The organism is Thermococcus marinus, assembly GCF_055389025.1.
Map to the genome: position 1 here is coordinate 54,413 of NZ_AP042417.1, position 17,191 is coordinate 71,603.

At 53.0% G+C, this 17,191-nt stretch carries 22 protein-coding genes, 1 tRNA gene and 2 pseudogenes; 10 read left to right on the forward strand and 15 right to left on the reverse strand.

The features are described from left to right. Positions 1-177: 177 nt before the first annotated feature. Positions 178-255, reverse strand: a tRNA-Pro gene (locus tag ACZ5ER_RS00265). Between the two features lie 67 nt (positions 256-322). On the opposite strand from ACZ5ER_RS00265, the pseudogene ACZ5ER_RS00270 reads away from it, so the two are divergent. The 5 genes and pseudogenes from ACZ5ER_RS00270 to ACZ5ER_RS00290 all read left to right on the forward strand — a co-directional run. Further along, positions 323-481: pseudogene (locus tag ACZ5ER_RS00270) on the forward strand (glycosyltransferase); the annotation flags it as partial. A gap of 62 nt (positions 482-543) precedes the next feature. Then, positions 544-642: a hypothetical protein gene (locus tag ACZ5ER_RS00275; protein ID WP_464935232.1), complete on the forward strand. Its 99-nt coding sequence runs from the start codon at positions 544-546 to the stop codon at positions 640-642. Positions 643-709: 67 nt separating this feature from the next. After that, entirely contained in the window at positions 710-1,423 is a 714-nt protein-coding gene (locus ACZ5ER_RS00280; RefSeq protein WP_050002633.1) for an RAD55 family ATPase, read from the forward strand. Next, positions 1,420-1,848 (forward strand): hypothetical protein, encoded by a 429-nt coding sequence (locus tag ACZ5ER_RS00285; RefSeq protein ID WP_464934544.1) that lies wholly within the window; start codon positions 1,420-1,422, stop codon positions 1,846-1,848. The genes ACZ5ER_RS00280 and ACZ5ER_RS00285 overlap by 4 nt, the downstream gene beginning before the upstream one ends. A gap of 28 nt (positions 1,849-1,876) precedes the next feature. Next, positions 1,877-3,565 (forward strand): DUF4910 domain-containing protein, encoded by a 1,689-nt coding sequence (locus tag ACZ5ER_RS00290; protein WP_464934545.1) that lies wholly within the window; start codon positions 1,877-1,879, stop codon positions 3,563-3,565. Here ACZ5ER_RS00290 and ACZ5ER_RS00295 read toward each other — a convergent pair. Both ACZ5ER_RS00295 and ACZ5ER_RS00300 read right to left on the reverse strand, forming a co-directional pair. Beyond that, positions 3,546-3,878, reverse strand: coding sequence for a transcriptional regulator (locus ACZ5ER_RS00295; protein WP_050002630.1), 333 nt, complete (start codon positions 3,876-3,878; stop codon positions 3,546-3,548). The genes ACZ5ER_RS00290 and ACZ5ER_RS00295 overlap by 20 nt on opposite strands. Before the next feature lie 67 nt (positions 3,879-3,945). Continuing rightward, positions 3,946-4,593 carry a metallophosphoesterase gene (locus ACZ5ER_RS00300; RefSeq protein WP_464934546.1) on the reverse strand — a complete coding sequence of 216 codons (648 nt, stop codon included), beginning with the start codon at positions 4,591-4,593 and terminating at the stop codon, positions 3,946-3,948. Between the two features lie 460 nt (positions 4,594-5,053). On the opposite strand from ACZ5ER_RS00300, the gene ACZ5ER_RS00305 reads away from it, so the two are divergent. Further along, complete coding sequence (locus tag ACZ5ER_RS00305) at positions 5,054-5,848, forward strand: nitrilase (protein ID WP_050002628.1); 795 nt, start codon at positions 5,054-5,056, stop codon at positions 5,846-5,848. Here the strand turns inward: ACZ5ER_RS00305 and ACZ5ER_RS00310 are convergent. Genes ACZ5ER_RS00310 through ACZ5ER_RS00340 form a run of 7 tightly spaced genes read right to left on the reverse strand, consistent with a single transcriptional unit; the run spans position 5,836 to position 9,475 of the window. Next, positions 5,836-6,351: a hypothetical protein gene (locus ACZ5ER_RS00310; RefSeq protein WP_464934547.1), complete on the reverse strand. Its 516-nt coding sequence runs from the start codon at positions 6,349-6,351 to the stop codon at positions 5,836-5,838. The two genes, ACZ5ER_RS00305 and ACZ5ER_RS00310, sit on opposite strands and share 13 nt — an antisense overlap. Then, positions 6,327-6,494: a hypothetical protein gene (locus ACZ5ER_RS00315; protein WP_464934548.1), complete on the reverse strand. Its 168-nt coding sequence runs from the start codon at positions 6,492-6,494 to the stop codon at positions 6,327-6,329. The genes ACZ5ER_RS00310 and ACZ5ER_RS00315 overlap by 25 nt, the downstream gene beginning before the upstream one ends. A 33-nt stretch (positions 6,495-6,527) precedes the next feature. Next, positions 6,528-7,268, reverse strand: a complete 741-nt coding sequence (locus tag ACZ5ER_RS00320) for an SdpI family protein (RefSeq protein ID WP_227738766.1) — start codon at positions 7,266-7,268, stop codon at positions 6,528-6,530. Beyond that, on the reverse strand, positions 7,255-8,061 hold the full coding sequence (locus ACZ5ER_RS00325; RefSeq protein ID WP_464934549.1) for an SdpI family protein: 807 nt from the start codon (positions 8,059-8,061) through the stop codon (positions 7,255-7,257). Before ACZ5ER_RS00325 ends, ACZ5ER_RS00320 begins: the two co-directional genes overlap by 14 nt. Next, positions 8,058-8,420 (reverse strand): PadR family transcriptional regulator, encoded by a 363-nt coding sequence (locus ACZ5ER_RS00330; RefSeq protein ID WP_050002625.1) that lies wholly within the window; start codon positions 8,418-8,420, stop codon positions 8,058-8,060. The genes ACZ5ER_RS00325 and ACZ5ER_RS00330 overlap by 4 nt, the downstream gene beginning before the upstream one ends. Positions 8,421-8,426: 6 nt before the next feature. Continuing rightward, positions 8,427-9,131 carry a YhfC family glutamic-type intramembrane protease gene (locus ACZ5ER_RS00335; RefSeq protein WP_464935233.1) on the reverse strand — a complete coding sequence of 235 codons (705 nt, stop codon included), beginning with the start codon at positions 9,129-9,131 and terminating at the stop codon, positions 8,427-8,429. Between the two features lie 2 nt (positions 9,132-9,133). Beyond that, positions 9,134-9,475, reverse strand: coding sequence for a heavy metal-binding domain-containing protein (locus tag ACZ5ER_RS00340; protein WP_050002623.1), 342 nt, complete (start codon positions 9,473-9,475; stop codon positions 9,134-9,136). Between the two features lie 138 nt (positions 9,476-9,613). On the opposite strand from ACZ5ER_RS00340, the gene ACZ5ER_RS00345 reads away from it, so the two are divergent. Next, on the forward strand, positions 9,614-9,763 hold the full coding sequence (locus ACZ5ER_RS00345) for a hypothetical protein (RefSeq protein WP_158506635.1): 150 nt from the start codon (positions 9,614-9,616) through the stop codon (positions 9,761-9,763). Positions 9,764-9,783: 20 nt separating this feature from the next. Here the strand turns inward: ACZ5ER_RS00345 and ACZ5ER_RS00350 are convergent. Further along, a pseudogene (locus ACZ5ER_RS00350) lies at positions 9,784-11,095 on the reverse strand (RNA-guided endonuclease InsQ/TnpB family protein). 50 nt (positions 11,096-11,145) lie between these two features. Continuing rightward, the gene (locus ACZ5ER_RS00355) at positions 11,146-11,463 is read right to left on the reverse strand and encodes a hypothetical protein (RefSeq protein WP_144244820.1); all 318 of its coding nucleotides are present in this window, start codon (positions 11,461-11,463) and stop codon (positions 11,146-11,148) included. Between the two features lie 96 nt (positions 11,464-11,559). On the opposite strand from ACZ5ER_RS00355, the gene dph2 reads away from it, so the two are divergent. Further along, positions 11,560-12,585: a diphthamide biosynthesis enzyme Dph2 gene (gene dph2 / locus ACZ5ER_RS00360; RefSeq protein WP_464934550.1), complete on the forward strand. Its 1,026-nt coding sequence runs from the start codon at positions 11,560-11,562 to the stop codon at positions 12,583-12,585. Positions 12,586-12,728: 143 nt separating this feature from the next. Then, complete coding sequence (locus tag ACZ5ER_RS00365) at positions 12,729-14,507, forward strand: hypothetical protein (RefSeq protein ID WP_464934551.1); 1,779 nt, start codon at positions 12,729-12,731, stop codon at positions 14,505-14,507. A gap of 2 nt (positions 14,508-14,509) precedes the next feature. On the opposite strand, the gene ACZ5ER_RS00370 is transcribed toward ACZ5ER_RS00365, so the two are convergent. The 3 genes from ACZ5ER_RS00370 to ACZ5ER_RS00380 are packed head-to-tail and all read right to left on the reverse strand — an operon-like array spanning position 14,510 to position 16,401. Next, entirely contained in the window at positions 14,510-14,761 is a 252-nt protein-coding gene (locus tag ACZ5ER_RS00370; protein WP_050002618.1) for a hypothetical protein, read from the reverse strand. Between the two features lies 1 nt (position 14,762). Continuing rightward, positions 14,763-15,059, reverse strand: a complete 297-nt coding sequence (locus ACZ5ER_RS00375) for a NitrOD5 domain-containing protein (RefSeq protein ID WP_144244819.1) — start codon at positions 15,057-15,059, stop codon at positions 14,763-14,765. Further along, entirely contained in the window at positions 15,052-16,401 is a 1,350-nt protein-coding gene (locus ACZ5ER_RS00380; protein WP_050002616.1) for a DUF7125 family protein, read from the reverse strand. Before ACZ5ER_RS00380 ends, ACZ5ER_RS00375 begins: the two co-directional genes overlap by 8 nt. A 121-nt stretch (positions 16,402-16,522) precedes the next feature. On the opposite strand from ACZ5ER_RS00380, the gene ACZ5ER_RS00385 reads away from it, so the two are divergent. Then, complete coding sequence (locus ACZ5ER_RS00385) at positions 16,523-17,182, forward strand: METTL5 family protein (RefSeq protein WP_050002615.1); 660 nt, start codon at positions 16,523-16,525, stop codon at positions 17,180-17,182. Positions 17,183-17,191: the final 9 nt, after the last annotated feature.

The window sequence follows — 17,191 nt, forward strand, 5'->3', positions numbered from 1 at the left end:
AATGAATTATAAGTCTTTCGGCAATTGCTTAAACCCCTTCAGGTTTTGGACTATTAGATGAAACTGACCTCCTCCCTGCCCTGAAGGGCGAGGCTTTCAAAAGAAAAATGTAACCACACAAAAAACACCGGCAGAGAACCTTCAGAAGTCGAGAACTGTTCAAAACAGAAGTTTGACTGGTGGGGCCGCCGAGATTTGAACTCGGGTCTCCGGCTCCCGAAGCCGGAAGGATAGGCCAAGCTACCCCACGGCCCCATGCCCGCTCATAAGGACTTCGCAGGCCTTATAAAGTTTACGGCCTACTACGGCAGGGTGTGTAATCATGAGAGTCAGCATCATCGTCCCAACTTACAACGAGCGCGATAACCTTCCGGAACTCTTTGAGAGAATTTCGGGCTCACTCAAAGGCTACGACTACGAGATAATAATCGTCGACGACGACTCTCCAGATGAGACGTGGAAGCTCGCGGAAGAGCTTTCAAATGTTTCCACGCCGCGGCGCTGACGGGTGTACTCGTCCAGTGGGCAATCTACGTGCCCCTCGTGTGGCTCGGCCTGCATTACTTACTGGCAAATCTAATCGGCATAGGAGTATCGTTCTTGGTTCGCTTCGCCGTCAACAGGCACGTCACGTGGGGTTGAATATCCCACAAAGACTAACCTTTTATACTGGATTTTCTTTATGATTTTCCAAGGAGGTGTGCAGAAAATGTATGTAGGGGAGCTGCTCAAGGGGCTTGACAGGATACCCACCGGAATTCCCGGACTCGATGGGATGGTTGGAGGGGGATTCCTGCCCGGCAGGGTGTACCTTGTCACAGGCCCCCCTGGAAGCGGTAAGACAACGTTTGGGATACAGTTCCTGGTGGAAGGTGCAAAGAACGACGAGAAGGGGCTGTTTATCTCGCTCTTTGAGCCACAGGAAGTTATCATCCAGGACATGCTCCGTTACAATTTTGGGATACTTGACCACTTCCAGTCAAAGAGGATAGTCTTCTATGACCTGGGAGAGATTCTTCTAAGCGCCAACCGCGAGCTCACGTGGGAAGAGCTCTTCAAACTTCTCATAGAGATAATCAAGCGCGAAAAAGCCAAGAGGGTAGTTATCGACTCATTCAGCCTCTTCGAGTCCTTCGTCAGTGACCCCGCAGGAAAGAAAAAGGCCCTGGGTCGCTTCGTCAGACTGTTACGCTCCCTTGAGGTCACAACGATTCTCCTGTCGGAGATGCTGAGCTCTGAAAAATACACAGACGAGTATTACCTCGCCGACGGCGTCATAGTGCTCCACCACTTTATGCGCAACTACCAGATGATCAGGGCCCTGCAAGTGCTCAAGATGAGGGGTGTTCCGCACGACAGCAACCTCAAGAGGCTCCGCTTCACGACGGACGGAATAAGGGTCTACCAGGAGGCGCCGCTATGACGGACAGGAAAAAGACCCTTCTTAAGGAGGCATACCAGCTCGGATACTTCATAGGCTTCAAGGGGCACAGCGAGTGGGCTGGATGGGTAAGGGAAAAGAAGGAAGAACTGTACAAGAAGGCAGAAGAGCTCGGAATCTACGAGGCCGTTAAGGAGGCATACAGAAAGGGCAAAGAGCTTGGACAGAGGGACAGGGCAGAGGAACTTCAGAAAGGTCTTGTGGTTAAACTCGAGCCGGAGGATCTCGAGTCAAAACCGGAGCACGCTGCCCCAATCGAGAGCGAGGAGGTAGAGGCAGAGGAGCGCACAGAGATCGAGCACGAGTACGTGGAGTTCCTTCAGACCACGAAGCTGACAATGCCTCCCGAACTTTTGGACACTCTAAAGCACCTTGAGGCACCAAAGATGCTCCGGCTGGGAGACTAACCTTTTTAGGTTCTTTCCCCGTCTTATTATGGTGGCCTTTATGAAGATGCCCGACGTCCGGCTGAACCCCGAAAAAGTTCTCAAGGAAGTTTCTGAAATAGCCGAGTTCCACAGGATTCAGGGCTCAAGGGAGCTCGTTCAGGGCGTTGAGATGCTCAAAGAAAAGCTCGACGCCATAGGAATTGAAAACCGCATCGTAAGTTCTTCTTACGACGGGGAGACCTGGCACGGAACCCTAGCGTCCCCCCTAGCCTGGAACCCAGTCTACGGGGAGCTCTCTTATGGAGAAAAGATGCTAACGACGGAAGAGAGCCCCCTTTTACTGATGGCCCACTCCCCAGCAGGGGAGGCCAGGGGGGAACTTCTCCCGATTCTCCGCGAGGAGGACTGGGAAAAGGCCGAGGGAAAAATCGTTCTCATTGGGAGGGACTGGAGGAACGCCTATAAGAAGGCCAACGAAGCCGGGGCAAAAGCGTTCATAGCTTATCGTGAGGGAACGGGAGAGTTCTACCCGTACATTGGCCTCTTCCTCACGAAAGAGGATTTGGAATGGGCGAAAATCCCGGCCCTAGCCGTGCCCGAGAATATAGCAAGGGACCTGGTTTCCAAAGCCCTTAAGGGCGGCGTGGAGGTCAGCCTCTCGGCCCAGGTCGATACTCCCGGAAAGGAAGAGCTTCCGATGCTATACGCAACCGTTGGGGAACCGCCTTACATAGTCCTCTCGGCCCACATCTGTCACCCCAAGCCCGGAGCAAACGACAACGCGAGCGGGAGCGCGATGCTGATTGAGCTCGCTAGGATTCTGAATGAGGCATACAGAGACTCGTTCCGCTTCGGGTTTGCCTTCCTGTGGGTTCCAGAGTACCACGGGACGCAGGCCTTTTTTGAGAAGGCGAAACCGGACGAATTCTACGTCAACATAAACCTCGACATGGTAGCTGGCAGTTCTGACAGGAACGGGTCAACTCTCATGCTCGTCAGGGCACCGCTATCGCGCTTCTCCATCGTTTCCGGCCTCTTGGAGCACTTCATAGAGCAGACAAACCGGAAAGGAAAGAGCTTTTCAGGAAGCGACCTCCCCGCGATGCCCTTCAAGGCTTACCCCTACGAGATGGGGAGCGACCACGACATCTTCAACTTCTTCGGAGTTCCGGGCACGATGCCCATAACGTGGCCCGATAAGTTCTACCACTCAAGCGGGGACACCGTTGAGAAGCTAAGCCTAGAGTCAATCGCGATAATAGGAAACGCCGTCCTAGCAACTGCTCTTGCGCTTGCAATGGAGGAGAAAGAAAAGCTTAGGCGCTTTGCGAGGGGCTACGCAATGAAAGTCCTCGGAGAGACGGCCATGAACGTAGACACTGAGGAGAGCGAAAAGCTCGTGATGAAAGGTCTTGCAAGGGACTCGGCCTTCATCGGCTTCGAGCTCGGCCACGACTTCGAGAGCAAACCCTGGCTCAAGTGGAAAGATAGGGGAATCCTCAACGAGAGGCTGGTCAGAAAGAAAGGTGGAAACGCAGAGGAGTTCAGAAAACTAACAGAAGACAGGAAGACCTACAACCAGCTCCACGAACTCCTGATGCTCTCCGAGATGCTACCAAAGGAACGGGCCTTCAGGGCGCTCGAAGAGGAATATGGAGCCGTGGATAAAGAAAAGCTTGAGGCGCTCGTGAAGATGCTCCTGGAGACGGGGGTCGTCAATATTTCGCCCTCGTGAACTCCTTCTCCAGTTCGCTTATTTTTTCAAGTATATTCCGCTTGATGTTTTCGAGGAGCTCCGCCGGCGAAACTGCCGTGTATGTGTAGCCGAGCCAGCCCTGCTGGATTAGCTCCCTCCGGAGCATGCCTTTTCTGTACAGGCTGAGGACGTGCTCTCTGACGGAACGCTCGCTGATGCCGACTTCCTTGACTATCTCAGTAATCCTCATCGGCCTTTTTTTCTCCAGGAGCAGGCGGTATATCCTCAGCTCGGTCTTCTTCACACCCAGGGAGCGGAGCAGTGCCTCAAGCCTCTCGTAAACCTCACTCATTTTTTCTCACCGCTGCACTTCTCACCTATGAAGTTATTTATGCATACACCTTAATAAGGGTTTTTCCTTAGACCATAATCCTTCCGAGGTACAGCCCTTCTGGCAGGAACAGCTCAACTTCCTCTACACCCCGCAGAAAAGGAATCAGCCTTATGCCCTCTCTGATGTCAAAGCCCTCTATGTAGGGGTTGATTGTGGGGAGAACAAGGAACTTCCCGGTTCTAACGAAAACCTTGACCTTACGCGCCGTCCCGCCGTACTTCAGCGTGTAGGCGGGGTGAGCGTGGCCGAGGAAGGCCTCTTCAAACTCGACTTCCGGAAGTCTCGTGTGGCCGTGCAGGAAAAGGTGGCCGTCGATAACGAAGTGGTCAGCGACCTCGACGTTCGGAAACTTCTCAGCGACCTCCTCAATCCTCCCATCGTGGTTGCCCTTGGCGATGAGAACTCTGAGGTCTTTTACCGCCGAAAAGAATCGGAGGAGCATCTCCTTAAGGCGGAAGCTCAGGCCGAGGGGCTCTTTCACGTCCCCAAGGATTACAAGAGCATCGGCACCTGTTTCAAGAACGAACTCGGCCAGGTGCTCTTCAAAGCCCGTCCTGATTCTCAGGCCCCTCGACAGCTCAAAACCTATGTGGGGGTCGGCTAGCAGAAGGGTCTTTCCGAGGGAAGTATCAATCAAAAGGGATAAACGCTCAAAATCCGAAAAAAGGAACATAGAACCACCGGGCTTCAGATAAGCCCGCGCTCCTTCCTGCGCTGCCTCTTGAGCCTCCTTATCCTCTTCTTGATCCACTTCCACCTCATCCTTCCCTTCTTCTTCCACTTCCTTGGGCGCCTCTTCATGAGCATCACCTCTGAATTTCTCTCCGGGGTCAGCTCGGCAAGCCCATTTTTAAGCTTTTCTCATAAGAGCACAGGGCCCTCTCCTACCGTGAATCCCCAAAAGGACGGTCGAACAATCTTTTCTCATGTGGGATTTCTTACACAACTTAAACAGCCCTATTTGCGATTTTTAAAAGTTTTTAACAGTTAATACAGCATTGCGTTGTCAAAGCTATCGCATTCTGTCAATGTACTGACTAGATGCGCCAAATCCTCGTAAAAGGATAATTAACTGCGTATTCGCTCCCCACTAATCTTATCTACTTTGCAGTCGAATTTAGTTGGGTGGTACCATGAAGGTAGCGTACGTCCAGATGGAGCCGGCCTTCCTTGACCCCGAGAGGAACTACTCCAAGGCCGAGAAGCTCATAGGCGAGGCCGTCAAGGAAGGCGCCAAGCTCGTGGTTCTCCCGGAGCTCTTTGACACCGGCTACAACTTCGAGAGCCGGGACGAGGTAGGGGAGGTGGCCGGCCAGATACCGGACGGCCCGACGACGGAGTTCCTCGTCGAGCTCGCCAGGGAGAAGGAAGTCTTCATAGTCGCGGGAACGGCAGAGAAGGACGAGCGCGGGAACCTCTACAACTCCGCCGTTATCGTTGGCCCCGTGGGGTGGGGATACATAGGAAAGTACCGCAAGGTGCACCTCTTCAACCGTGAGAAGCTCTTCTTCAGGCCCGGGAACCTCGGCTTCCACGTCTTCAACATCGGCATGGCCAAAGTCGGAGTGATGATATGCTTCGACTGGTTCTTCCCGGAGAGCGCGAGGACTTTGGCCCTGAAGGGGGCGGAGATAATAGCCCACCCAAGCAACCTCGTCATGCCCTACGCCCCGAGGGCGATGCCGATTAGGGCTTTGGAGAACCGCGTTTACACGATAACGGCTAACAGAGTCGGCGAGGAGCGCGGGCTCAGGTTCATCGGCAAGAGCACGATAGCTTCGCCAAAGGCAGAGGTTCTGGCAATGGGAAGTGAGGAAAATGAAGAGGTCGCGGTCGTGGAGATAGACCCCTCCCTTGCGAGAGACAAAAGGCTGAACGAGCTCAACGACGTCTTCAAGGACAGACGACCACAGTACTACGTCCTGTGAGGCCCTCTGAGGTAGATGATGTCGCCGACGTTTACGATGCCGTGCTCGCCATTCCTTATTATCCTCGCCTCCTCGAAGAGGGCCTTTCCAAGGCCCGCCAGCCCCGCCAGGTCCCAGTAGCGCGTCTCCATTTCCCCAATTTTCTCCCAGCCGGGCAGTCTGTAGTAGCCCCTCCTGATGACACCTCTGAGCGGGTCGTAGCCCTCATCGAGCGAGATTACCGTGTAGTCCTCGCCCCGAACTTCAGGCACAATCTCGCGGTAGGCTCTCCTGTAGAAGAACGCCCCAAAGCGGTCGGTCTCTTCAAGCAGGAAGACGCCGTCGCCTTCGAGAACCCCCGCGACGTTCCTGAAGAGCTCTGCCGCCTGGAACGGGTCAAAGTGGGGCATCGTGTGGCCGAAGATTAGGGCAACGTCGAACTTGCCGAGCCTGCTCAGATCGTCGAGGCGGTCCATAACGGCTCCGTAAACCTCACCGCTCACCCACTCCTCGACGAGTAGCAAAGGATGCGGAGCTTCCGCCCCTCCGGAAGGAGGCCCTCCTTGACGGCCCAGTTGAAGAAGGAGCGCAGTCCCATGAACCTCCTCTGGGCCACCTCGCTCTTCGGGTCCATATACGTCCTCAGGTAGCGATAGAGCTCCTCCATCGTCTCACCAGCACTGGTTAGTGCGTGTTCCTTTTAATAGTAACCCTCCTCGTAGGCGCTCGTTAGGGCGACGAAGGCGGCGTAGAAGACCGCGCCGAGAGAGATAAGCAGGAGGAGCACCACAAACAGAGGGTTCGTATTACCCTTCAAAGCAGACACCGCCAGGAGCAGGCTTATCATTCCCGAAACGACCGCCATCGCCTTTGCAAAGCCGAGTGCCATTTTTCCCCTAAATTTGGGCGCCAGCTGGAAGACTATTGGCCTTGAAGCGAGGAGCGTGAGGCCCAGGATGAAGAGCTGGACAAAGATGAGTATGGAAATTTCCCGGTCTGGAAGCTTCCCATTGATTAGGAGGACCAGGGAGAGCCCTACAAAGACCGTCTGGAGCGCCAAATACTTCCCAACCCGCGGCGGCCTTATTCTCCTTTCGGGCTTCTCGGGGGCCTCCTCGGATAGCTCCTCAAGCTCGTACTCGCGCTTTGCAACCAAGTAAGTCACCGGAATAATCACTCCAAAGCAGGAGAGAAGAACCGCCATCAGCCAAGGCATTGGCAGGAAGAAGGAGAGGAGGATCAGGAGGACCCCGGTCAGCATAATTCCGGCCCCCGAAACGCGGTTGGCCCTTCTCCTCGCCCTCTCCGAGATGTAGGTGTAGCCTATCCTGAAGCCTATCCCTGGCTCCCCCTTAGACGTGAACGTCAGGACTCCCATAATTATGAGGAAAACCCCGAGGAACAGACCATAGAGGATTCTCAGGAGCTCATACCCGTTCATCTCTCCCCACCGTGAGGAGCCTGTATATTGCGAATACGAGGAGGGCGAGGAACAGGTAGACCCCGTAACTTATCACGTTGCTCGGAACGATGCCCACATTGTAGAGGAGGGTTAGTGTAAAGACAGAAACCAGACCACAGCTCAGAACCGTTGTAAACAGGCACCACGCCCCCAGGTTCCTCGGGTAGAAGTTCACTTTTGCGAAGAATGCAGGTTCTCTGGCAGGGAAAGTGAGAACCAACGGGAGGAACCAGGCTAAAACCGGAACGCCGAGAACACCCCATAACCTGCCCGAATAGCCGTCAGGCTCACTGCTCGCGTTGAAGTGGGTCGCAATTCTCTCGGGGAGCCTGTCCCACAGGAGGGCAACCAGCAGGAGGTAAAACGCTAAAAAGCCGAGCTGGGTGAGGAGGTAGGGCTTTATGCTCGCTCCCTCAGTTTTGCCCGTTGCGGGGGGCTTCTCAGGGGCTTCCTCCGATAGCTCATCAAGCTCGTACTCACGCTTTGCCATCCACAGACCGATGAAGAGCTGAATTATGACAAACCCAACCACTCCAAGGGTAAAGATGTTCCTAGAAACACCGTAAAAGGCCAAGGCGAGCAGGAAGAGCGAATATACCACGGAGAACACTCCCGCGAACGTGTTCACCTTCTCCCAGGCCCTCTCGGAGTGATAGGTGTAGCCCACGCGGAAGCCTATGAGAGGGTTTCTCCTCTTCCGAAACGCCAGGGCTAGAAGACCCCCTAAAAGCAGGACCAGAGAAACAAACATCTCAAAAGCTGTCTCACTCATTTCAACCCCTCCAGCCTTTTAAGGGTCTCAACTATTACCTGCAATTCTTGTCTCAGCTCATTCAGAACCTCCTCACCCAGCTCCGTCAGGGAGTAGTACTTCCTCGGCCTTCCTCCGATTTCGGCCCAGCTGTCTCTCACGAGGCCGAGCTTCTTCAGGCTCTTCAGTATGTCGTATAAGGCACCTTCGCTCGGGACGAGCCTTCCCCCGCTGAGCTCTCCGAGCCTCTTCCTTATCGCATAGCCGTGCAGTTCGCCTTCCTTCTCCAGGAGGGAAAGAACCAAATAGGAATAAAGGCCAGAGCGGAAGTCTTTCCTGAGCTTCTTCAGCGCCTTCTCCTTCCTGTCCCCTGAGAGCACCGTGCTTCACCAGATGACCTTCTCTTCCTCTGCGGGCTCGCTCTTTGCCTTTGGAAGTGTATAATACAGCAGTCCAAGTGCGGCGAGAGCGGTTATAAGCTCTGCCCCATACAGAACCGGCTCGCTTTCCATGATCTGGTAGTAGGCCGCAAGGGAGTCAATGAGCGCGTGGAGCCCTATCATCGCAATAAGGCCCTTCTTTCCAAACCCGTTCTGAGCGGCATAGGCTAGGTAAACTCCAGTCCCAACGTGGAAGAGGACGACGAAGTAGCGCTCAACCATTGAGAGAACCGCCGCGCTTGCGGGGACGTCGAGAGGCTCACCGGTCGCAAGGGCCGTGGCCAGAGCGGTTCCGACTATAAAAAAGACCTCAGTTATCCCGAAGCCAAGTCCTATGAAGAGGCCCGCATTTGGGCTTTTGTCCTTGACGAGGAAGTACTTAACACCCTCCTGGACTGCACCAGCGATGAGACCAAGCCACACTGAGACAGCAACGACGAACGCAGTCCCTCTCGCCAGGACGTCGGCGTTTGACCTTATGCCAATCCCAAGGAGAGGAAGCTGCTGAATCGGACTCTGGACGACGATTGCTATGAAGAACGCCACCAGACCTAGGATAAGCTCTCCCCACTTTTGCCTTTTGAAGCCGAGGAAGTAGAGCGTCGTCCACGCGAGCAGTCCCCCGAGTATGGGGAACGGAAGGAGGTACATGCTCACTCCTCCTTCTCAATCACCACGGCAGTGCCATAGGCGTAGACTTCGGCCACGCTTGAGCCGACGTTTGAGGTGGCAAAGCGCACGTTCACAACAGCGTTTGCTCCCAGCTCCTTGGCGCTGAGGGCCATTCTCCTTAAGGCCTCCTCCCTCGCCTCGGCCATCATCTGGGTGTACTCCTTCACCTCACCACCCTTGATGTTCCTGAGGACGGCCATTATGTCCCTGCCTATGTGGGTAGCCTTTACGGTGCCACCCCTGGCCAGGCCCTTGACCTCAACAATCCGGTAGCCCGGAACCGTCTCGGTAGTCACAACCACAACACCCTCAATCGTCTCCATACCTATCACCTCGATGCATCGGACTTCGAGGTATTGTTGGTGCAGGAAGTATAAAAGGTTTTTTGTTTGCAGGGGGACAAAAAGGGAAAGGAATAAGCCAAGAAACAAAAACAACGCTACGTTATCCTGTTTTCGGAGATGGCCGTTGACGCACCTCTAATCCGCATGAAAAAGAGAACCGTGGCGATACTTAGGGTCAGGGAGAGGGGGGCTGATGCCAGCAGACCAACCAGGATACCAAAGGCCTTTCCGTTCACCACAATGAAACTGACCTCCTCCCCGCCCTGAAGGGCGAGGGTTCCAACGGTTTAATCCCTCGCCACGGACGGGGAGGTTTGAGGGGCTTCATTAAAACCCAATTCGAAACGGGCTTTCAGCCCCTCTGGCCGGGTCTCCGGCCAGTTACCCCTCCTCTGAGCGTAAAGACCACCCAGATTCGGGGTTATGGTTTTGACAACCTTCTTTAAAATGTTGAAAGCTCCAACTAAATCCGCGTTAAAAACAAGCCCCGTCGCGGGACACTTAAACAAACCACGGACAAACCTCGCCCCCTCGTGAGGCTTCCCGCAAACAGGGCAAACCTTAGAAGTGAAAGCCTCACCAACGAGCACAACTTTAATACCATACTCTTCCGCAACTTCCGTCAAGCGTTTGATAACGTAATTAAACCGCCACACGTGGGAGAGAATAAAATTCTGCTTACTGCCCTTATCAGAGTTCCGAGCTATCCCCTTCGGATAGCCAACGACAATTTTGGAAACTCCCAACTCGTAGAGCTTCCTAACTGTTTGTCTTACCGCCGTGTTGATGTAGTGCTTGGCTTGAAGCTTAGCCTTCCCGTGCATTCTTTTAAGCCTTCTACTCGTCTTGGCTCCACTCTTGTTGAGTTTTGATTGGTAGTCAGCAATTTTTCTTCGCCAGTAGAAGTCAATGCTTTTAAGCGGCCTTCCATTCACGAGGAAGCTTTCTCCATTCTCAACGTAGATTGCCATCAAATTGTTCACTCCCAGGTCAATGCCCGCCGAGAGGTTGCCTTTTGGCGTTCTTGGAATGCTTATCCATTCCCCACCCTCAAGTTTTTCCCCGACAGTAAGGCTGACGTGAGCATACCACTTCCGCTTAACGGGGTCGTAGGTTATCTCTAACCGCCCCTGCTTGCCCTTAAGGTGAACTCTACCCTTGAACTGGACTTCGAGGCGTTTAAACTTGCCGAGGCCTTTTAAGATTAGTTTATTGCCCTCAATCTTATATTGGTCGTTTCTCAGGACGATTAAGGGTTTTCTCCTTCCCTCTTCTTTCAAGTAGTTTGGTGGTTTTGGTTTGAGCCAGTTGGGGAGTTCTCCATTCCTCTTCTTCCTCAGGAGTGAGAAGAACGAACGCCACGCTTCAGCGTTTTTGCGAGAAATTTGTTGGACTGTGGCGGAGCCGATTTCTCGTTTAAACTCTTCGTAAACGGTTTTTTTCTGTGCTGTTGAAGTCCACGATTTTGTGTTGGAAGAATTCTTGTCGCCTCAAGTAGTTTACTCGGTTCCAGGCTTTGGCTCCTGAATCGGCTAACTGGTGGAGGATTTTTGCTTGTTCTTTAGAGGGCTGGAGTTTTACCGTTACTGAGCGCTTCATATCAAGGCATGGTATAAATTTTAGGCTTTAAAATAGTTTTGCCTTCCTGCCTAAAGGCCGGTTGGGTGGTAACCAGCCTCAAGATAGCTTCCAAGGACGATGGCAAGGGCCATAATGACAAGAGAGCCGGCCGAAAACGCCACGCCAGGGGAACCCGCGGGCACGGAGACAAAGCTCCACAGGCCGGGCACGGGTTCCGGGAGCGGAAACCTGACTCCAATATGGAAGCCCTCAAAACTGAGGACTTTGGTCAGATTGCTGTAGTCCATCAGGCTCAATATTATCGGAACGGGCAGAAGCCATTTGGTTTCTTCGAACTTTCCCCATGCCTCGCCGAGAAGCTCAATGAACCTCACCATGTTGTCCACCGTTTTATATCGTGGTTTCCAGTTTTTAACTTTTTTTGGTGGTACTAATGCCGATGCACATTTAAAACCTTTCCAGCTACACATTGCGGTGATCCAATGCACGAGATTTCGAACGGCGAGATATTGAGAACACTGCGAGAGCTCAACGCCAGAAGGGTGCTCATCCAGACGCCCGAAGGCCTCAAGCGAGAGGCCCAGGCGCTGGCGGACTTCCTTGAGGAGAACGGAATGGAGGCGGTAATAAGCGGCGACATCAACTACGGCGCCTGCGACCCCGCCGACAGGGAGGCAAAGATGCTCGGTTGCGACGCTCTCATACACCTCGGCCACAGTTACATGAGGCTCAAGCTGGAAGTTCCCACGATATTCGTTCCGGCTTTTGCTAAGGTTGATGTCGTGCCGGTGCTTGAGAAGAACATCGGGGAGATTAGGAAGCTCGGAAGGAGGATAGCCCTCGTCACGACGGCCCAGCACATTCACCAGCTTGAGCGGGCGAAGGAGTTTCTGGAAAAAGCGGGCTTTGAAGTAGTCGTTGGTAGGGGGGACTCAAGGGTGAGCTGGCCGGGGCAGGTTCTCGGGTGCAACTTCTCTGCCGCTAAGGTTGACGCCGAGGGAATCCTTTTCATAGGGGCCGGCTACTTCCACCCGCTCGGCGTTGCGCTCGCGACCAGAAAGCCGACCCTCGCGGTAAACCCATACTCCGGCGATGCGATATGGATGGATAATGAAGCGGAACGCATGATAAGGAGGCGCTGGGCCCAGATAGCAAAGGCTATGGACGCCAAAAAGTTCGGTGTGATAACGAGCACGAAGAAGGGCCAGCTCCGCCTGGCGGAAGCGAAGCGTATAGTGAAGCTCCTCCGCGAGCACGGGAAGTATGCAAAGCTCATAGCCATGAATCACATAAACTATCCCGCTCTTGAGGGCTTCGACTTCGACGCTTACGTTGTCGTTGCCTGCCCGCGCGTCCCGATAGACGACTACGAGAACTGGAGGAAACCGGTGCTGACCCCGCCTGAAGTCGAAATTCTCCTGGGCCTGCGCGAGGATTACGAGTTCGACGAGATAAGGGGGGCAGAGCGGAGGGAAGATGAGCCTTTAGGTATTTCAGTGAAGCGCTGACCCTGCTTTCGCACTCCGATTTTTTGCTTATCTTTGGCATAGACGCACAGTTTTGAAAGGGAGAAGTTGACGTTAAGTGATATGCCAACCGGGCATCGTTTAACAAAAACAATATAAGATTTAAAACCCCATATCCCAACGTCATGTCGTCTGACAAAAATAAAAGTGCCGAACTCGTGAAGGAGTACCTGAGTTCATGGAAGATTGGAAAAGTTGTCGAACTAGCTCTAAAGGACGAGGAGGTCCTCCTGACGCTCTTCAGGCTCCTCCGCGAGGAAGACGACGAACTCAAAATCCGCGCCCTCACGGCGCTTGAAGACGTGTTTAAAGCACTCCCCGACGTTAAGCGGCTCATCTTCGTGGAAAGGTTTCTCGACGACCTGATAAAACTGCTGGAGAGCGACAACGACAACGTCTTAATCCACACAATCAGGGCCATTGGTAGGTTAATAGAAGGCGTCCCCCTGCAGCCCGGGAAGTTTGTAGAACTTGCCCACGCCTTCAAAAACCTTGTCAAATCCAGGAAAAACGAGGCGGTTCTGCTTGAGATACCCTCCGTCCTCAAGGTCATGAGGCCGACTTCTTACACACCCCAACTCATGGACGCCATCTCAAGGCTCCTGAAGTCAAGCAATCTCCGCCTTAAGGCCATGGGGCTGAGACTGCTCCTCAACGCAGGTTCGTTCACCGGAAACCCCTCTGTGATGAAAACATTCTTCTCGGAGGTTTATTATGCACTCCTGGAACGGGAAGACGCCCCCCTGGTTGATTTCTGCCTTGACCTAATACTTGAAGTTGTGCACTACCCGCTGAGAGACGAGTTCATGGACGAGGTTGCCCACGTGCTGACCGCGGTTAAAGAAATTGCCCTCCGGAAAAACTCAGAGCTGGCGGAGAAAGCCAAAACCGTTGCGGAAGAACTTGAGCTGGCCATTTGCAGGTACTACTCCCAAAACCCTGAGAAAGCCAAGGAAAAAATACACGAACTCTTAATAAACGAGCGCTTTTATGAGGCCATTGACCTCGCCCTGGCCGTTGGAGACGGCTACATCCTGAAATGGCTCGCAGACGTTCTTGAAGAACTCGGCAAGGAGACACTGATAGTCAACCAAAGGATTTTACCGGGCCCGAAGTACGTTTCAGTGCCTCCAGAGAAGAAAGCCCAGAGACATCTCAGGCCCCCCACTATATCCAAATTCATCGAGAGAAAGAAAAGCGTTATAGAAACGCTGAGCAGAGAACTGGCGTCAGGAGGGGGGCTGACCAAAGAGGAGAAAGATACACTGGAACGGGCACTGAGGGCGGGGGACGAAAAGACGCTCATAGAGCTGTCCAAGAAACGAATCGAGGTCGTGTTCGAACTCCTCCGCAAACTTGAAAACGGAGACAAGTTCGAAAAGATGGACGCCCTGTGGGCGTTCTCAAAGCTCGCCGAAAAAATCGAACCGGAGGCAGTTTTTATCCTGGAGCCGGCAGTGGACGACCTTCTAAGGGTGGCCCACTCAACTAAAAACAGGTGGATGAGGCAGAGGGCCTCAAAGACACTCGCACTCCTGGCCTCAAAGAGCAAAAACGGTGCCAGGATAGTCAGGGAATTTCTCGATGACTACCTTTCAGGGGACCTGAAACGGGTAGTCCCGGCATTGGAGTTCTTCAGCTATTATTTCGAGAGAAACTGGGACGAAAACATTGCCAAGGCAGTCCTCTCCCGCCTTTCAGACTACCTTAGAAGGGAGGAAACCCGCTTTGATGCGCTCCTCACGCTTGAAGGGCTCGTGAGAATGGCCCCGCCGGAGAAAGCTGGACTCCTGTTGCCGTTTGTCAGCGTGCTCAAAGAGGTGAAGAAATCCGCCCCCTACCAGGACCAAAAGCTTGCCATACGGATTCTGGAGGGGATAGCTTCGAAGGTAAAGCTGAGATGAGACTACATAAGAGCCTTAATGACCCTGATGGCGTCTTCCCTCGTCCTAACTCGAATATTCATGTTTTTCTCATCTGCTATACCCTGAAGCATTCGCCTTGTAGGGAATTCCCCCAGGAACGTGACCAGCGTGTTGTAAATCTCCTCGGGGTTTTCACCATTTTCAAGCTCCTCCATGGCCCGATCAACACTTTCAAGCATTATGCTCAAAAAGTTATATTTCCGTTTTAACATATCCATGAGCTCCCCGGCCATATCAACCACCGAGGTACTCCTCCAGGGCCTTCAACAGGTCTTCAACACCCGTTGATTCCACGGAGAGGTGTAGCTCCGCCACTAGGTCATAAATGAAGATCTTTGCTGCGAACTCCCCGAAGAGCTCTTTGAGAGCGTTGTAGAACTTTCTCGGGTCTTCTTCAATTATCTCAATGCCTTTGCCGTACTTCGAGTTGAGATAGGCCGTTATGGTTGCCTCAAACGGGCGCCCAAGCCTCCGGAGGATTTCTCTGGCAGTGGCGCTGATCATAGCAGGCCCAACACGGGGTTCAAACAATCTCAATCCCCCCACGGGTTATTTTGAACTCCCTTAGAACCGCCTTGTGCTCGGAGTGCCGGGACTTAAGGACTAACAGGTAGCGTCTGATGCTATCACCGGATTTTTTGGGGAGTTCGTAGTCAAGAATCGTTATGCTATCCATTAGTGTGCTGAAACCTGCTGAGGGCAGTGCATTCGGGTCTTGGGGAATGTATGTCATTATGAACGTTATGTCTTTCTCCTTGGCGAGAAGCTGCAGGTACCTCAGGGCCCTTATAAAGTCCCTCTCGTCCATATGGCTCTTCATTGCCGAGATGGAGTCTATAAACAGAACGTCTGAGAGGTTTTCATTCATAAGGTTCTTTATGAGGGCATAATACTGCAGAGGCGTCATGGCCTCCGGAACCAACGAGACCACTCTAAAGTGATCCGCCAATCCCAGCCTCTCCATGGTCTCGGAGAGGGCCCCCGGCACTTCTTCAAAGGTCACATAGAGTACGTTTAATCCCTGTTTCGCCATATTTGACGCCATCGTCAAGGCGAATATTGTCTTGCCGCTCCCCGTCGGCCCTGCTATTAGGTTGATACTCCCCCTGTAGAAGCCTCCCCCTATGAGCTCGTCAAACTCAGGGATACCAGTTTTAATCCGCTCTCTTGTGTTTATCTCCCTTCCAGTGAACTTTAGCTCCGGAGTGGTTATAACGTCTATACCGTATTCCGTTATGACGTACTCATAGGTGCTTTTGGTTATCTTCCTCCCACGCATCTTGGGTATCGTCAAATACCGCTTGATTACCTCTCTCTGCCTTTCCATCTCCAGCACGATGACGCCGTCAACAACGAACTCTTCAACCCCAAAACCTACCCGCTTCTCCCCGTAGGGTATCTCATCAATCAGTATGGCCAGAGCGTTAAGCGTGTTTACTATACGCCCGATAATTGAGTGGAGGAAAGACCTCAGCATTGCCGTCCCAAAGATTTGGCCCAGAACCGTCACGGAGTCAAACACAATTATATCAGGCTTCCACTCCACAAGCTCCTGAATTAAAAAATCAAGGAAGTCCTTCATCTCGTTCTCAGGCATCGTGAGCATATCGTAGAACCTAAACAGGCCTTTGGCTTCCAGCTCATCAAAATCAACTCCACTCTCCCGTGCGTTCTCATAGAACTGCCTCTTTGTCTCAGCGAAAGATACGTACGCCCCTTTAAGGCCCCTTTTCATGTTGTTGTCAAGAATGTGAATGGCCAGATGGGTTTTTCCGGTTCCAGGGTTTCCAGCTATTAAAACGCTTGTCCCCCTCGAGAAGCCTCCCGACAAAGCCTTGTCGAGGCCGGGTATGCCCGTAGGTATCAGTTCCATGCACTACCCCCTTATTTGCAGACCACCCCAAAATATAAATACATTTCGTAGGATTTTCCAAGGCCCCACAATGCTTAATACCTCCACGGGATAGTGTTAGACAGTTGTCCCGGTGAGCCACATGAGAAAGAAGCACCTTGCGATGCTCCTATCAAGGCTCGAAGGCTTCCCCCAGCCGAAGCCCGAGCTCGAACAGTACAGAACTCCTGGAGATGTAGCGGCGGAACTGCTCTGGTTGGCTCATTCCTTCGGCGACATGGCTGGAAAAACCGTGGCCGACCTTGGGGCAGGAACGGGTGTTCTGAGCATTGGGGCAGCTTTACTCGGGGCAGAAAAAGTCTACGCGGTTGAAGCCGATAAAAAAGCCCTCGAAGCGGCGAAGAGAAACGCAACCTCGCTCGGGATAGAAGAGAAAATCGAGTTCATAAACGCCGACGTCTCCGAGTTTAGCGGGCGCGTTGATACCGTTGTAATGAACCCGCCCTTCGGGAGCCAGAAGAAGCATGCAGACAGGCCTTTTTTGATGAAGGCCTTCGAGGTTGCCGACGTGGTCTACTCAATCCACCTCGCGAAGCCGGAAGTCAGGAACTTTATTGAAAAATTCTCAGCAGACTGGGGGTTCAGGGCAACAAAACTGAAGACCGTTCCCTTTGAGATTCCCGCCCAGTTCTCCTTCCACAGAAAAAGGCTGGAGAGAATCCTCGTTGACATATACCGCTTTGAAAGGGTAGCCGTTTTGCGGGGAAGCCCGGCCGAAAAAAATATATTGGGCACTGAGTAAAACCCAATG

Excerpts from the sequence above, each read along its gene's own strand:
- ACZ5ER_RS00280 (WP_050002633.1), top strand. The coding sequence starts at position 710 with ATGTATGTAGGGGAGCTGCTCAAGGGGCTTGACAGGATACCCACCGGA.
- ACZ5ER_RS00285 (WP_464934544.1), top strand. The coding sequence starts at position 1,420 with ATGACGGACAGGAAAAAGACCCTTCTTAAGGAGGCATACCAGCTCGGA.
- ACZ5ER_RS00290 (WP_464934545.1), top strand. The coding sequence starts at position 1,877 with ATGGTGGCCTTTATGAAGATGCCCGACGTCCGGCTGAACCCCGAAAAA.
- ACZ5ER_RS00295 (WP_050002630.1), bottom strand. The coding sequence starts at position 3,878 with ATGAGTGAGGTTTACGAGAGGCTTGAGGCACTGCTCCGCTCCCTGGGT.
- ACZ5ER_RS00300 (WP_464934546.1), bottom strand. The coding sequence starts at position 4,593 with ATGTTCCTTTTTTCGGATTTTGAGCGTTTATCCCTTTTGATTGATACT.
- ACZ5ER_RS00305 (WP_050002628.1), top strand. The coding sequence starts at position 5,054 with ATGAAGGTAGCGTACGTCCAGATGGAGCCGGCCTTCCTTGACCCCGAG.
- ACZ5ER_RS00315 (WP_464934548.1), bottom strand. The coding sequence starts at position 6,494 with ATGGAGGAGCTCTATCGCTACCTGAGGACGTATATGGACCCGAAGAGC.
- ACZ5ER_RS00320 (WP_227738766.1), bottom strand. The coding sequence starts at position 7,268 with ATGAACGGGTATGAGCTCCTGAGAATCCTCTATGGTCTGTTCCTCGGG.
- ACZ5ER_RS00325 (WP_464934549.1), bottom strand. The coding sequence starts at position 8,061 with ATGAGTGAGACAGCTTTTGAGATGTTTGTTTCTCTGGTCCTGCTTTTA.
- ACZ5ER_RS00335 (WP_464935233.1), bottom strand. The coding sequence starts at position 9,131 with ATGTACCTCCTTCCGTTCCCCATACTCGGGGGACTGCTCGCGTGGACG.
- ACZ5ER_RS00340 (WP_050002623.1), bottom strand. The coding sequence starts at position 9,475 with ATGGAGACGATTGAGGGTGTTGTGGTTGTGACTACCGAGACGGTTCCG.
- ACZ5ER_RS00345 (WP_158506635.1), top strand. The coding sequence starts at position 9,614 with ATGGCCGTTGACGCACCTCTAATCCGCATGAAAAAGAGAACCGTGGCG.
- dph2 (WP_464934550.1), top strand. The coding sequence starts at position 11,560 with ATGCACGAGATTTCGAACGGCGAGATATTGAGAACACTGCGAGAGCTC.
- ACZ5ER_RS00365 (WP_464934551.1), top strand. The coding sequence starts at position 12,729 with ATGTCGTCTGACAAAAATAAAAGTGCCGAACTCGTGAAGGAGTACCTG.
- ACZ5ER_RS00370 (WP_050002618.1), bottom strand. The coding sequence starts at position 14,761 with ATGGCCGGGGAGCTCATGGATATGTTAAAACGGAAATATAACTTTTTG.
- ACZ5ER_RS00380 (WP_050002616.1), bottom strand. The coding sequence starts at position 16,401 with ATGGAACTGATACCTACGGGCATACCCGGCCTCGACAAGGCTTTGTCG.
- ACZ5ER_RS00385 (WP_050002615.1), top strand. The coding sequence starts at position 16,523 with ATGAGAAAGAAGCACCTTGCGATGCTCCTATCAAGGCTCGAAGGCTTC.